The organism is Verrucosispora sp. WMMC514 (genome assembly GCF_027497295.1).
Lineage (GTDB): Bacteria > Actinomycetota > Actinomycetes > Mycobacteriales > Micromonosporaceae > Micromonospora > Micromonospora palythoicola.
This window is the reverse complement of sequence record NZ_CP114906.1, coordinates 768,250-781,855: the sequence shown is the minus strand read 5'-3', so window position 1 is coordinate 781,855 and position 13,606 is coordinate 768,250. Positions and strand designations below refer to the sequence as shown.

Genomic DNA, 13,606 nt, shown 5'->3' with positions numbered 1-13,606 from the left:
GACCAGGTAGGGCTCCCGGTGACGTAGGGGTGGTTCATCAACATCAGGCCGTTCCCATCGCGAGCCAGATGATGAAGGATCAGCCTCGGAGCGCCGAGACGTGGAGAGATCGCCATGAACCCCGACGAAGCTGAGAAGGCCGCGAGAATGAAATTCCTTCTCGCCGGCACTGCCTTTTTCCGCGCAGGGCAGGTGGCTGCGTGGGTCGGAGTGGTCTACGCCCTGGTGGCGTTGTTGCAGCGGGTCAGCGGCTAGGAGCAGGCGGGTGAGCGGCCCGCGTCTGGCCAGGGTGCACATGTAGAGCATGCGGGCCGGTGCACCTGAGGTCTTGCGAAAGTTGTGCGGCGCGTTGGCCGGAATGTTGATCGTGGAGCCGGCCCGTACGACGTGCTTCTTGCCTCGGAGGGTGAACTCGATCTCGTCTCGACGTCGTCCACGGGCCAATTGTGCCCGGCGGCGCCGCACGGCGCGGCACCCGGCCTCGGCCACCGAGCGCCTGCTGGATCACTGCCCTGTGCGGCGGTCGCGGAGCTGCCGGAACGGCGGACCTTTCGCCCTTCTCCGGCGTCTGGAAAGGCAAGGTCCACATGGTGGTTCGGGTCCTCCACCACCGCTGATCTAGCTGCAATAATCTTCGATGAAGTGGGCGGCGGTGTGGTCGCCGACTCGATCGATTGCGCACTGGGCTCTGACCAGGAGGTCCGGCTTGATCGCAACGTCGTCTCCGTCGAGGCGCAGTCGACACTTACGCGGCAGGCCCAGACTCGTGAGGGCTTCGCCGGCCGAGTCCGAGGAAACAACCCGTGGCGACGGCGGTCCACGCGCGGACTGCGGCGTCGAGTCCCACCGCCCCGAAACCCCTCGGTATTCAGCGTTGCTATCTACCGGTACCTAGTGTTACTGTCTACTGGTAGTCAGCGACGCTTGGTAGCGAGGGGGCGATGGTGTGGGCAACCAGATGACGGAGATGCTGAAGGGCACGCTCGAAGGCATCGTCCTGGCGATTCTGGCGCGGGAGTCCGCGTACGGCTACGAGATCACCGCGTGGCTGCGCGACCGCGGATTCTCGGACATCGCGGAAGGCACCATCTACGCGTTGCTCGTCCGCATCGAGCAGCGTGGGTTCGTGGACGTGGCGAAGGTCCCCTCCGAGAAGGGCCCCCCACGGAAGGTGTACACGCTCAACGCGAAGGGGCGCGAGCAACTCACCGAGTTCTGGAGGACGTGGCGCGTCCTCGCGGACCGCATCGAGCAACTTCACCACAACGGCAACCAACACGACCAGGGAGCATGAGCATGGCCGCGAAGTGGATCGAGACACTCGTCGGGTCGCTCGAGCAGAAGAAGCAGTACCGGGCCCTCATGGCCCGGATCGAGGCCCTGCCGGAGCCCTATCGCGGCGCGGCCAAGGCGCTGCACCGGTACTTCATGTACCACGGCGCGATTCTCGACGGCGACACGCTCACCACCATGCTCGGCGACTTCGTCGACCTCTGGGAGCGCGCCGTCGCCGACGGAACGCCGGTCCGCGCGATCGTCGGCGACGACCCGGTCGAGTTCGCCGAGACGTTCCTGCAGGCGTACGCCGGCAGGCAGTGGATTGACAAGGAGCGCGAGCGCCTGCGGAAGGCGATCGACGCTGCTGACCACAACAACGGTGAGGAGAAGAGCGAATGACCACCACGGCTCGCGAACCAGCGATCAGGGTGCAGGCCATCACCAAGTCCTTCAAGGACCTGCACGTGCTGCGGGGCGTCGACTTCGACGTGGCGGCGGGGAGCATCTTCGCATTGCTCGGCTCGAACGGCGCCGGCAAGACCACGCTGGTGCGGATCCTGTCGACGTTGCTGAAGGCGGACAGCGGCACCGCCACCGTCCAGGGGTTCGACGTCTCCTCGGCGCCGGCCGAGGTACGCAAGTCGATCAGCCTGACCGGCCAGTTCGCCGCGGTCGACGAGGTGCTCACCGGCCGGGAGAATCTGATCCTGGTCGCGAAGCTCCGTCACCTGAAGGACCCGGGCGCGATCGCCGACGATCTGCTCGCCCGCTTCTCGCTCACCGATGCCGGGAACCGCAAGGCGGGCACGTACTCCGGCGGTATGCGCCGCCGGCTCGACATCGCGATGAGCCTGGTCGGCAACCCGCCGGTCGTCTTCCTCGACGAGCCGACCACCGGCCTCGACCCGCAGGCCCGCATCGAGGTCTGGCAGACGGTGAAGCAGCTCGCCGAAGGTGGCACGACCATCCTGCTGACCACGCAGTACCTCGACGAGGCCGAGCAACTCGCCGACCGGATCGCGATCCTGCACAAGGGCACGATCATCCAGAACGGCACCCTCACCGAGCTGAAGCAACTCCTCCCGGCCGCCAAGGTCGAGTACATCGAGAAGCAGCCGAGCCTCGAGGACGTCTTCCTCGCCCTCGTTGGCGAAACCAGTGACATCGCCGACCAGCCGGCCACGCCCGCAGGAGAGGAATCCCGATGACCGCCCACGCCCTCAGCGACACCGGAACCCTCACCGGCCGCTCCCTGCGTCACATCCTCCGCAGCCCGGACACCATCATCACCACCGCGATCACCCCGATCGCGCTGCTGCTGCTCTTCGTGTACGTGCTGGGCGGAGCCATCAACACCGGCACCGGTGAGTCGTACATCAACTACATGCTCCCCGGCATCCTGCTCATCACCATCGCGTCCGGCATCGCCTACACCGCGTACCGGCTGTTCCTGGACATGCAGGGCGGCATCTTCGAGCGCTTCCAGTCGATGCCGATCTCGCGTCCCTCCGTGCTCTGGGCGCACGTCCTGACCTCGCTCATCGCCAACCTGGCCTCGCTCGTGATCGTCATCGGCGTCGCGCTGATCATGGGCTTCCGCACCAGCGCGTCCGTGGTCGACTGGCTGGCCGCCGCCGGCATCCTGATCCTGTTCACCCTCGCCCTCAGCTGGATCGCCGTGATGCCGGGCCTGACCGCCAAGACCATCGACGGCGCGAGCGGCTTCAGCTACCCGCTGATCTTCCTGCCCTTCATCAGCTCGGCGTTCGTCCCCACCGACTCGATGCCCGGCCCGGTCGCGTGGTTCGCCGAGAACCAGCCCGTCACGTCCATCGTGAACACGCTCCGCGCGCTGTTCGCCCAGGAACCCGTCGGCAACGACCTGTGGATCGCCCTCGGTTGGTGCGTCGGGCTGCTCGTGGTCGCGTACCTCGGCGCGACAGCGATCTACCGCAAGAAGATCAGCTAGCCGAGCGCAGAAAGGCGGCGTCACGTCCACAGTGGATGCGGCGCCGCCTTTTCGCGTGCTCCGGCCACTCGACGGGTGAGTCCGGCCGAACGGTCAGTGGTGGCCCGACCGCCGATCGTCGCTACGGCGGCGGCCCTCGTCACGCAGGTCACCCGGTCGGCCGCGAAGCAGGGCACGTTCGAAGACCAGGCGTTGCGCGCGTACGTACCTCGCGTCGTTGAGGTACTGGATGTGGTGTCCATCCGCGAGATGACCGGCGAAGGCGGTGTTGCCGGCGGCTGCCTGGGTGTGCATGAATTCGACAAGTGCGTGCAGCCGGGCCACGGTGATGTCCACCAGGTCGGCTCGTGCGTTGTCGTCCAGCCCGTACCGGTCGCAGAACGTGCGCAGCCGGGCGGCCTGTTCCTCGGTGGTTCCGAAGCCGTCGGTGTTCTCCGGTGCGGTCATCGGCACCCAGCGGTAGGCCGCGTAGGCGACGTCCCAGATCCGGGGCCCGGGCTGGGCATGGTCGAAGTCGATGATGCCCACGACGCGGTTGCCGTCGAGCACGCAGTTGTGCGGGGCGTAGTCGCCGTGACAGATGACCTCGACCGGCTCGGTCGCCGCCACCTGCCAGCCGTCGCGCGGTGCTCGCCGCGCGTACTCGGCCGTCGCGTCGTGGTAAGCCCGTAGCAGCGCGGCGGCGCTCTCCAACGCGTCGATCGAGGCCGCCGCGGGGGTCGGCGGATAGTTCGACACCTCGCCCGGCAGGAAATCGAGTAGCTCGAACCCGGGCTCGCTCGTGTCGCGTACGCGGGGTGCCGCCGTGAAGCCCTGGGCGGCGAGCTGCCGCAGCAGGTCGTGAACCCGGGCGGACCAAGGGCCGGTGGGTCGACGCACCATGTCGCCGATCCGAATGACCTCGTTGACGCCGCCGCCCGTCAGGATCTCCCGCTCGACCATCCGCCCTACTTCGTCGCCTAGAGTCCTACGTCGTCCCGCTGCCCTGAGCGGCTGCCGGGGGACGTCCGGCCGGGCCACCGTACTCCGTCGCCGAGGTGCGGCGCTGGTCGGTGCCGAGCGGCTCGACCAGCCGTCGGGACCGGCCGTGACCGACGACCGCGAAGGCGACCACTCGCCTGGTCCACGGGCGGACCCGGATGGTGACGACGTCCCCGTCGCGGCAGTCACCGGCCCACCGGCTGGGCAGGCCCCAGGCGGTGGTCCGGTCGCCGGTGCCGTCGTCCACCGCCAGGTAGTGCAGCCACGGTCGGGCCGGCCGGTCCTCACCCTGGTTCGTCGTGCGCCACACCTCCAGCCACAGCACCTCGCCGGTGACGGTCCGCTCCGTGACGAGGTCCGCGACACCGCGCACCAACGTGTGGCCACCGAGCACCAGCAGTATCAGGCCCACTACGACGAGGCCGGTGGTCGCGAACGTGACGATCCGCTGCGGCTGATCGTCCGATGTGGGCGTGAGATCGAGGTCGGGGCCGAAGACCTTCAGCAGGAAGCCGCCCACCGCGACGCTGATCACCGCGCGCAGCAGCAGCTTCGGCACCGTCTGACCGTAACGGAGGGAGAAGCGCGGGTACCGTACCCGGACCCGGTGCCACCTGCCACCGAGCGAGGACCAGACCAGTTTCCGGTCGCCCATCCCGAGGTCGAGCAGGGCGCTGGTCCGGCGGGTGGCGCCGACGGCCGCCCCGTAGCCCAGGTAGCGGTCCCAGATCGCCACCGACGCCGGAGGCAGTTCGTCGAACTGCTCGTGTCCACGCAGCCAGTCCCGCACTCCGAGCCAGTGTGCGGCCACCTGGCGGCCGCGTGGCGTGTCGCGCTCGCCCGGTGACAGTCCCGCGATGGCGGTGAGTACGGCGAAGACGACGACTCCGGCTCCGACAGCCGGGTTTCCGTCGGTACTGTGCAAGCTCCCGTAGCGCCACAACATCACCACGACGACCACCGCGACGACCCCGGCGGCGGCGGTCAACAGGCTGGTCACGGCGGGGCCGAAGCGCCGCCGCGACAGCCCGGCGGCCCGGGCGTCCGCGACGACCTGCGCTCGCAGCCGTCTGTTCCATGCCTGCGCCTGCGCCCGGTCGCGGAAGGTCAGCGCGGTCACGGGTACGACGCCGTCGACCGCCAGCCCGCGTACCCGGTCGAGCACCCGCCGCTCGTACGGCCGCAGTTCCCCGTCGTCGGGCGGGCTCGACGGCAGGTGCAGGGTGGTCCGCGTCGGATCGTCGTCGGGCTGGCGTAACTCGAGGAAGCCACGGGCGGCAAGATCGAGCAGAGTCGACTCGGCCGCGTCCTCGGTCACCGACCACCGGTTGACCAGCAGACTGACCACGGCGGGTGGTTCGTTCCCGAGTTCCATGGTGGCCGGCGCGGGCGCCGGACCGGCCGGTCGGGTGACGGCGCGGACCAGGCCGTACGCGCCGAACCAGGCCCCGACTGCGAACGCGCTCGCGGCCAGATCGAGAAGCAGTCGGAGATCCACCGGGCCCACTCCCGTCAGGAGCGCACCTGGACGGCGGCGCGTTCACCGTCGAGCGCCTCGAAGTAGGTCATGGTGCGGAAACCGCCCAGGCCGGCGATGAGGTTGATCGGTGCGGACTGCACACTGGTGTTGTACGTCTGAACAGCGCTGTTGTAGAACTGCCGGGCGTAGGCGATCTTGTCCTCGGTCCGGGTCAGTTCGCTGTGCAGGGCCGCGAAGTTCTGGTTGGCCTTGAGGTCCGGGTATGCCTCGGCGAGCGCGAGGAGCCGGCCGAGCGTTCGGGTCAGCACCTCCTCGGCTCCCGCGCGGACGGCCACCCCGGGCGTGACGGCGGCGGCCATCGCGCCGGCACGGGCGGCCAGCACCGCCTCCAACGTGCCGCGTTCGTGCGCCGCGTAGCCCTTGACCGTCTCGACCAGGTTGGGCACGAGGTCGTACCGACGCTTGAGTTGGACGTCGATCTGCGCCCACGACGCCTGCACCTGGTTGCGTTGGCGGACCAGACGGTTGTAGGCGCTCAGCGCCCAGCCGATCATCAACACCGCCGCCAGGCAGAACAGCCCTGTGGCCCCGATGATGGAACCGGTCTCCACCCGAACTCCCCGAATCCCGTCGTGGACCACCTCGACGATCCGACGGCCCGTCGACGACCTCCCCGACTGGCCTGAGCATGGGCACACCGGAAGCCGTCCGCAATCGGGCGAATGGCTGGCACCCTGCCGGCGGCGGCAGGAAACGGGGACATCGCCCGGATCCTCAAGGAACGATCGTGAAGAAGGCATTGCTCTCGGTGGCCCAACGCGGCGGATGCACCACCTACCGGCGCAGCAGCGCGTTGAGCCGGGCGGCCTGCCGCGTGAGGTGTTCGACCTCGGGAAGGCTGGGCGCCGATCGGGCGGCCTCGGCGTAGAGCCGTGCCGAGGTGACCAGGTCGCCGTCCCGCTCGTGCAGGTACGCGGCGACAGCGGCGTACCGGGGCAGGGCGGGGTCGAGGTCCGCCAGGGCGGCCAGGCCGGCTCGTGCTCCGTCGGCCTCGCCGACCGCGACCGCCCGGTTGAGGCGGGCCACCGGGCTGTCGGTGAGGCGGACCAGTTCGTCGTACCACTCGACGATCTGCACCCAGTCGGTCTCCTCGGCGGTGCGGGCGTCGGTGTGCAGCGCGGCGATGGCGGCCTGCGCCTGGAACTCGCCCAGGCGGTCGCGGGCCAGGGCGTTCTGAAGTATCTGCACACCCTCGGCGATGAGCCGGGTATCCCAGCGGCCCCGGTCCTGCTCGGCCAGCGGCACCAGGCGGCCGTCGGCGGTGGTTCGCGCCGCCCGGCGGGCGTGGTGCAGCAGCATGAGCGCGAGCAGACCCGCCACCTCCGCGTGTCGGATCCTGGCCGCCAACTGGCGGGTGAGTCGGATCGCCTCCGCGGCGAGGTCGACATCGCCGGAGTAGCCCTCGTTGAAGACCAGGTAGAGCACGCGCAGCACAGTCCCGACGTCCCCGGGCTGGTTGAACCGGACGCCACTGACGGTCCGCTTGGCCCGGCTGATCCGCTGCGCCATTGTCGTCTCCGGCACCAGGTAGGCCCGGGCGATCTGCCGGGTGGTCAGGCCGCCGACCGCCCGCAGGGTCAGCGCCACCGCCGAGGCCGGGGTCAACGACGGATGCGCGCACAGGAAGTAGAGCGCGAGCGTGTCGTCGATCGGCCCGCCCGGTCCGGGCGCGGGCTCCACCTCCACCTGGGCCTCGCGCCGGCGCCGTGCGGTGTCCGAGCGGGCCACGTCGAGGAACTTTCGCCAGGACACGGCCACCAGCCAGCCCTTGGGGTCGCGCGGCGGGTCCGTCGGCCATGCCCGGACGGCCTCGACCAGCGCGTCCTGCACGGCATCCTCGGCCGTCGCGAAGTCGACTCCGCGACGGACGAGGATGCCGATCACGGCGGGAGTAAGGGTCCGTAGGACGGCCTCATCCACCGTGCGTCACTCCGAGATGGTCGGCGGCTCGGTGAGGAACGGCCGCACCTCGAGCCACTCGTGCAGCGGCTTCCCACCGGCACCCGGCGCCGCCGACAGCTCGCCGGCCAGCTCCAGCGCCCGGTCGTAGCTGTCGACGTCGATCACCATCCAGCCGGCGATCAGATCCTTGGTCTCCGCGAACGGGCCGTCGGTGACCGGCGGTCGTCCCTCGCCGTCGTAGCGGACGAACGTGCCCTCCGGGGAGAGCGCCTGTCCCTCGACGAACTCGCCGGTGTCTTCGAGTCGAGCCGCGAAGTCGCGCATGTACTGCACGTGGGCCGAGATCTCCTCGGGCGTCCACTGGTCCATCGGCACGTCGTGCAGCGGAGTCGGGCCGCCACGGTAGTGCTTGAGCAACAGGTACTTGGCCATCGGATGCTCCTTGTCAACTACGGGCCATTCTGGCCGCGTTCGTAGCAGGGACGGAGCACGGCCCGGCTTCTCGACATGCCGGCGGAAGATTTTCACTGAGGATCGTCGGCGGTCCCGCACGCCGGTTCGTCCGACGCCCCGGCCAGGCAGGTCAGCGCCCGGGCGGTGGCCGCCGGGGTGGCGGGCAGCAGCGGAGGGCGGACGAGCGGTGTCGGGATCCGGCCCTGGGCGTGCAGGACCGCCTTGACCACTGCGGGGTTGGGTTCGGCGAACAGCGCGGCCGAGAGGGTGGCGAGCCGGTGGCCGAGCGGCCGGGCCCGGGCGACGTCGCCGGACCGCCAGGCCGCGACCAGGTGGGCATAGTCGGCGGTGGCGAGATGCGCGGAGGCGAGGATCCCGCCGGCCGCGCCGAGGGCGAGCAGCGGCGAGACGTACGCGTCCTCGCCGCAGAGCACCGCGAAGTCGGACGGCGGGTCGGCGAGCAGGGCGATCGTGTCGGCGTCGATGCCGCCGACGGCGTGCTTGACACCCGCCAGGCCGGGCAGCCCGGCGAGGCGGCGCAACGTGTCGGCGCCCAGCTGCTGCCCGGTGCGGTACGGAACGTGGTACGCGACCAGCGGCACCGGTGATTCCTCGGCCAGCCGGGCGTAGTGCGTGAGTACCGCCTCCTCGCCGGGGCGCAGGAACGGCGGGACCAGGCAGAGCGCCGCGGTGACCTCGGGTCGCCCGGCGAGTGCCCGCAGCTCCGGCGCGGTGTGCGCGCCGACCAGGAGACCGGCCCGGTGCTCCCGACAGATCGCGGCGATCGCGTCGACCACCAGCTGCTGCTCGGCGGCGTCGAGGGCGTGCGGCTCGGCGGTGGTGCCGAGGGCGACCAGACCGGCCGCGCCGGCGGTCAGCACCTCTCGGGAGAGTGCGCGCAGTGCGTCGAGTGCGATCGCGCCGCTCTCGTCGAACGGGGTGATCATGGGTACGTAGAGACCGGCTGGTGTCATGCCTTCAGCCTCCGACCGAAGAAGGTGAAGCACCAGCTCCGATTACTCACCAAATGCGTAAGCTGAACTGATGCTTGACGTCCGTCGCCTGCGCCTGCTGCGGGATCTTTCCCACCTCGGCACCATCGCCGCCGTGGCCGAGGCGCACACCTACACGCCGTCCGCTGTGTCCCAGCAACTCGCCGCGCTGCAACGCCAGGCCGGCGTGACGCTGCTGGAGCGGGCCGGTCGGCGGGTCGCCCTGACCCCCACCGGGGTGGCGCTGGTCCGGCACGCCGAGGTCGTCCTCGCCGCGCTGGAGGCGGCCGACGCGACTCTCGTCGCCGCGCGGGGCGGGCTCTGCGGCACGGTACGCATCGGCGCGTACCCCAGTGCGGTGCGTACCCTGCTGCTGCCCGCCCTGGTCGCGCTCGGCCGTGACCATCCCGCGCTCGACCTGATGGTCACCGAGTTGGACCCGGTCGCGGTGCCCGACGCGCTGCGCGACCGCCGCCTCGACGTGGCGCTCGTGCACGACTACGACATCGTGCCCGTCGAGGCGGGCCCGGCCCTGGACTCGGTGCCACTGCTGGAGGAGACGGTCCACCTGGCCGTCGGGGCGGACCGGAACCTCACCGGCGACCCGATGCGCTCGGTACGCGACGCGGACTGGATCGTGGGCAGCCCGGGCACGCTCTGTCACTCGGTGACCCTGCACGCGTGTGAACTGGCCGGCTTCCGCCCGACGGTGCGTCACCACGCGGACGACTTCACCGCCGTGCTCGCCCTGGTCGCCGCCGGTCAGGGTGTCGGTCTGGTGCCGCAACTGGCTGTCGGGCGGCCGCCGGCCGGGGTGACTCTGGTCCCGCTCACCATCCGACGGCGTACCCGGATCGCCTACCGGCAGGGTGCGGGTGGCCATCCCGCGGTGGCCGCGAGCGTCGCCGCGCTGCGGGTCGCCGCCTCGGACCTGCCCGGCGAGCACCCGGCCGGGTCCTGAGACGCCGCCGCGTCGCACCCGCCGCCGGTCCCCGCCCAGCGTGCTCTGGGCGGGGACCGCCGGGCTCAGACGCTCGACGAGAAGGTCGAGCTGAACTCGCTGTCCTGCGGCCGGCCGGCGTTGCTGAAGCAGGAGACCGGCAGCACCGCGTCGCTGCCGAACTGCGCCCATCGGGACTGGATGGTGCAGTACGAGGGGTCGTCACCGATCGCGGTCACCTGCGCCGTGGTGCTCTTCTCGTGCAGGGCCGGGAACTTGACCGTGTAGGTGCCGAGACCCGTGGGACCGAAGCCGTTCGCGCCCACACCGAGCGGGTGGGAGTAGTTCGTCGGACCGACGAAGGGCGTCGCGAGGTACCCGAAGTACTTCGGTGGGCCGAACGACGCGTAGACCGAGCGCTCCCGATGGAACGAGGCGGTGAAGTCGCTGTTCATCAAAGCACCGGTGGCCGGATCGTGGCAGGCGACGTAGACCAGCACGTCCGGGCCGGTCGCGCCCCAGCGAAGGATCTTGCAGCGGCGTGGTTGGGCGTTCGGCTGCTGGGCGGTCACCTGCACGTTCCCGGAGAGCGTGCCGGCCGTGCCGACCGCCAGGAAGCGCAGCGCGTAGATGCCCACGCCGACGTTGGCGACGGTGACGGGTGCGCCGGCCGAGTTGTACGACTGCGCGAGGACGTTCGACAACACCTGCGCCGAGGCGTACGCCCCGACGCCGGCCGGCAGGACGCCGGAACTCACCGTCCACAACACCGTGAACGGGGTGTCGGTCGGGGTTCCGCCGGGTCGGAAGCACTGCACGTCGACGATCTCGTCGGCGCCCGAACTGCCCCACCGCACGAGCTGGCAGAACCGGCCGTCCCTGGCCACGGCGGTGACATGGGCGTTGCCACGGGCGCCCAGTCCGATGTTCGGAAACCGCACCAGAAAACGGCCGGGGGCGACCTTGCCGCCGGTGGCCACCGGGCCCGCAGCCCAACTGCCGAACTGGTACGCCGCGGGCAGCGGTGTCCAGACCGGCACGGTGGGATCGGCGACGTACGCGAATCCGAAGCGGTCGGCGGTGGCGGCGGCGGCCGGTGCGCCGGGGACCGCCAGCGTCGCGGCCAGCACCATGGCCAGGGCGGCGCAGAGGTGACGGAGTCGGAGAGACATGGGCCACTCCAATCGGTGGTAGTCGATGCTTTTTCCACTGTTCCGGGTATCGGTCAAGGTCACAGTCGGCTTGCCTACAACCGACGGGACGGGTGCCCGGCACCGGTCCGACCGGGTGGCCGGCGACGCCGCCCGCAGCGTCGAGAATTGGGTGGCCCACCCGCGCGTCCGGCGCGAGGATCTCGGTGTGCCGCTGCACCAGGGTGAGATTCCGGTCGACGAGGATGTCGTCAGTGCGTTGGTGACGCAGCAATGTCCACAGTGGGCGCATCTGCCGCTGTCCCTGGCGGGCGCGGGCACCGACAACACGATGTACCGCCTCGGCGCCGACCTGCTCGTACGGCTGCCGCGCACCGCCGAGAAGGCGCCGTCGCTGCGCAAGGAACAGCGCTGGCTGCCCCGGCTGGCCCCCCGGCTCGGCTTCCGGATCCCGGAACCGCTGCACACCGGCGTTCCCGCCAGCGCCTTCCCGCTTCCCTGGTCGGTCTACCGGTGGATCGACGGCGAGGAGGCGGGGCCGCAGACCGTCTCGGACTGGGCGGCCTTCGGCACCGACCTGGCGGGGGTGGTGCGGGAGCTGCACGGCGTCGACCTCATGGGGGCGACCGGTACGGGCGACCTGAGCTGGTACCGGGGCGGACACCTGCGGCCCTGTGCCGACTGGATCGGCCGAGCCCTCGCCGACTGCCGGACCATCGTCGGCGCGCAGATCGACGTCGACACCCTGGAACGGATGTGGCAGGCGGGGCTCGCCCGGCCCGAACCGTCCGGACCGCAGGTGTGGCTGCACGGCGATCTCAGGCCCACGAACCTCCTGGTCCGACACGGCAGACTGCACGCGGTCATCGACTTCGGTGGCCTGTCGGTCGGCCTGCCCGACGCCGAGCACGCCCCGGTGTGGGATCTGCCGCCCGAGGCCCGCCACGCCTACCGCGACGCCGTCGACGTGGACGACTCCACCTGGCTACGCGCCCGCGCCTGGGCGATCGCCGTGGCCGCCAGCGGCATCGCGTACTACCAGCACAGCTACCCGGCGTTCGTGGCCGAATGCCGGGCCCGCCTCCGTGCGATCCTCGCCGAATAGCACCCGTCGTGGGGGTGGACAGCCGCACATACGGTGTGGTCGATGCCGCGTTGGTCGAGAACGTCCCGGATCCTGCCCGCCGTCCTGGTGGGGCTGGTGGTCGCGACCCTCCTCGTCGGCGATCGGGGCAGGGGCGGCGCGCCGCGCCTGCGGCTGGACGTGACGCCGGCCGTGGCGCTCGTCGACCAGCCGCTGCGGGTACGGGTGAGTGGGCTGGCCGCGAGGGAACGGGCGGAGATCGCCGCCGAGGCCCGGGATCACGCGGGGCGTCGGTGGCGCGCGGCGGCGACGTTCGTGGCCGACGCCGACGGTGTGGTGGACGTGTCGCGGGACGCACCGGTGCACGGCTCCTACTCGGGTGTCGACCCGATGGGTCTGTTCTGGTCGATGGATCCGCTGGACGGCGACGCCTCCTACTTCGCACCGGTCTGGCCGCACGTACGGCGCGACTTCCCGGTCCGGCTGTCGGCCTCGCGTGGCGGGCGGGCGCCCGCCACCGTCACCGTGCGACGGGACTGGACGGCGGGTCCGGTCTCCTTCACCGAGCTGACCCGGGCGGCCGACGGGGTTCACGGGTTGCTCGTCCTGCCGCCGCCGGATGTGCCGCGACGGCGCGGGGTGTTGTGGTTCGGTGGCTCGGAGGGCGGCGTCGGCGGGCTGTACGACGCGCCGCTGCTCGCCTCCCGCGGGCACCCGGTGCTGTGCCTGGGCTACTTCGGCGCGCCGGGGCTGCCGGACAGCCTGCACGACATCCCGCTGGAGTACTTCGTCACCGCCGCCGAACGTCTCGCCTCGCACGCCGGTGGCGAGGTGGCGGTGATGAGCTACTCGCGCGGCACCGAGGCCGCGTTGCTGTTGGCGCAACAGCGCCCTGACCTGGTAGGCGCCGTCGTCGCCTACGCCCCGAGCAGCATCGTCCACCTCGGCTACCCGTACACCGGAGCGCCCGCCTGGACCTACCGTGGCCGGCCGGTACCGAGCGGCCCGATACCCGTCGACCGGATCGACGGACCGGTACTGGCCATCGCCGGGGCGGACGACCTGCTCTGGGACGCGCCGACCTACGCCGCCGAGCTGGTGCTGGCCCTCGGTGGTCCACCCCACCGGGTGCTGCTCTACCCGGAGGCCGGTCACGGCGTGGGCACCTTCCCGTACCTGCCGTCGAAGACGGTGCACCAGGGCCGCACCGGCGAGCAGATCCACGGCGGCTCCCGGGCCGGTGACGCCGCCGCCCGCCGCGACGGGTGGTCCGAGGTGCTCAGCTTCCTCGCCACCCGCTGACGGCGCCACCGGCC

General features: G+C 70.9%; 15 protein-coding genes and 1 pseudogene. 8 read left to right on the top strand and 8 right to left on the bottom strand.

Translation table 11 applies throughout. The features are described from left to right. Positions 1-114 precede the first annotated feature (114 nt). Positions 115-255 carry a hypothetical protein gene (locus tag O7597_RS03460; protein ID WP_269738764.1) on the top strand — a complete coding sequence of 47 codons (141 nt, stop codon included), beginning with the start codon at positions 115-117 and terminating at the stop codon, positions 253-255. A gap of 54 nt (positions 256-309) precedes the next feature. Here the strand turns inward: O7597_RS03460 and O7597_RS03455 are convergent. Next, positions 310-465 (bottom strand): annotated as a pseudogene (locus O7597_RS03455) (cupin domain-containing protein); the annotation flags it as partial. A 481-nt stretch (positions 466-946) separates the two neighbouring features. Here O7597_RS03455 and O7597_RS03450 point away from each other — a divergent pair. Genes O7597_RS03450 through O7597_RS03435 form a run of 4 tightly spaced genes read left to right on the top strand, consistent with a single transcriptional unit; the run spans position 947 to position 3,247 of the window. Next, the gene (locus O7597_RS03450; RefSeq protein WP_332317107.1) at positions 947-1,294 is read left to right on the top strand and encodes a PadR family transcriptional regulator; all 348 of its coding nucleotides are present in this window, start codon (positions 947-949) and stop codon (positions 1,292-1,294) included. A gap of 2 nt (positions 1,295-1,296) precedes the next feature. Continuing rightward, positions 1,297-1,677 carry a DUF1048 domain-containing protein gene (locus O7597_RS03445; protein WP_269737705.1) on the top strand — a complete coding sequence of 127 codons (381 nt, stop codon included), beginning with the start codon at positions 1,297-1,299 and terminating at the stop codon, positions 1,675-1,677. Next, the gene (locus O7597_RS03440) at positions 1,674-2,486 is read left to right on the top strand and encodes an ATP-binding cassette domain-containing protein (protein WP_281581994.1); all 813 of its coding nucleotides are present in this window, start codon (positions 1,674-1,676) and stop codon (positions 2,484-2,486) included. The genes O7597_RS03445 and O7597_RS03440 overlap by 4 nt, the downstream gene beginning before the upstream one ends. After that, positions 2,483-3,247: an ABC transporter permease gene (locus O7597_RS03435; RefSeq protein ID WP_269737703.1), complete on the top strand. Its 765-nt coding sequence runs from the start codon at positions 2,483-2,485 to the stop codon at positions 3,245-3,247. Before O7597_RS03440 ends, O7597_RS03435 begins: the two co-directional genes overlap by 4 nt. Before the next feature lie 93 nt (positions 3,248-3,340). Here O7597_RS03435 and O7597_RS03430 read toward each other — a convergent pair whose 3' ends face one another. From O7597_RS03430 to O7597_RS03405, 6 genes are all read right to left on the bottom strand, one after another. Continuing rightward, the gene (locus tag O7597_RS03430; RefSeq protein WP_269737702.1) at positions 3,341-4,189 is read right to left on the bottom strand and encodes an aminoglycoside phosphotransferase family protein; all 849 of its coding nucleotides are present in this window, start codon (positions 4,187-4,189) and stop codon (positions 3,341-3,343) included. Between the two features lie 25 nt (positions 4,190-4,214). Beyond that, on the bottom strand, positions 4,215-5,726 hold the full coding sequence (locus O7597_RS03425; RefSeq protein ID WP_281581993.1) for a DUF2207 domain-containing protein: 1,512 nt from the start codon (positions 5,724-5,726) through the stop codon (positions 4,215-4,217). Positions 5,727-5,740: 14 nt separating this feature from the next. Next, positions 5,741-6,319 carry a LemA family protein gene (locus O7597_RS03420; protein ID WP_281581992.1) on the bottom strand — a complete coding sequence of 193 codons (579 nt, stop codon included), beginning with the start codon at positions 6,317-6,319 and terminating at the stop codon, positions 5,741-5,743. Between the two features lie 223 nt (positions 6,320-6,542). Continuing rightward, the gene (locus tag O7597_RS03415) at positions 6,543-7,688 is read right to left on the bottom strand and encodes a DUF6596 domain-containing protein (protein ID WP_269737699.1); all 1,146 of its coding nucleotides are present in this window, start codon (positions 7,686-7,688) and stop codon (positions 6,543-6,545) included. 6 nt (positions 7,689-7,694) lie between these two features. Further along, positions 7,695-8,102 (bottom strand): YciI family protein, encoded by a 408-nt coding sequence (locus O7597_RS03410; RefSeq protein WP_269737698.1) that lies wholly within the window; start codon positions 8,100-8,102, stop codon positions 7,695-7,697. 92 nt (positions 8,103-8,194) lie between these two features. After that, on the bottom strand, positions 8,195-9,097 hold the full coding sequence (locus tag O7597_RS03405) for a dihydrodipicolinate synthase family protein (RefSeq protein ID WP_269737697.1): 903 nt from the start codon (positions 9,095-9,097) through the stop codon (positions 8,195-8,197). A 70-nt stretch (positions 9,098-9,167) separates the two neighbouring features. On the opposite strand from O7597_RS03405, the gene O7597_RS03400 reads away from it, so the two are divergent. Beyond that, entirely contained in the window at positions 9,168-10,076 is a 909-nt protein-coding gene (locus O7597_RS03400) for a LysR family transcriptional regulator (protein WP_281581991.1), read from the top strand. Between the two features lie 65 nt (positions 10,077-10,141). On the opposite strand, the gene O7597_RS03395 is transcribed toward O7597_RS03400, so the two are convergent. Next, complete coding sequence (locus tag O7597_RS03395; RefSeq protein ID WP_269737695.1) at positions 10,142-11,227, bottom strand: hypothetical protein; 1,086 nt, start codon at positions 11,225-11,227, stop codon at positions 10,142-10,144. A gap of 187 nt (positions 11,228-11,414) precedes the next feature. Here O7597_RS03395 and O7597_RS03390 point away from each other — a divergent pair, with 187 nt between their 5' ends. Both O7597_RS03390 and O7597_RS03385 read left to right on the top strand, forming a co-directional pair. Continuing rightward, positions 11,415-12,311, top strand: coding sequence for an aminoglycoside phosphotransferase family protein (locus O7597_RS03390; RefSeq protein ID WP_269738682.1), 897 nt, complete (start codon positions 11,415-11,417; stop codon positions 12,309-12,311). Positions 12,312-12,353: 42 nt separating this feature from the next. Beyond that, positions 12,354-13,592, top strand: coding sequence for an acyl-CoA thioesterase/bile acid-CoA:amino acid N-acyltransferase family protein (locus O7597_RS03385; RefSeq protein WP_281581990.1), 1,239 nt, complete (start codon positions 12,354-12,356; stop codon positions 13,590-13,592). Positions 13,593-13,606 lie beyond the last annotated feature (14 nt).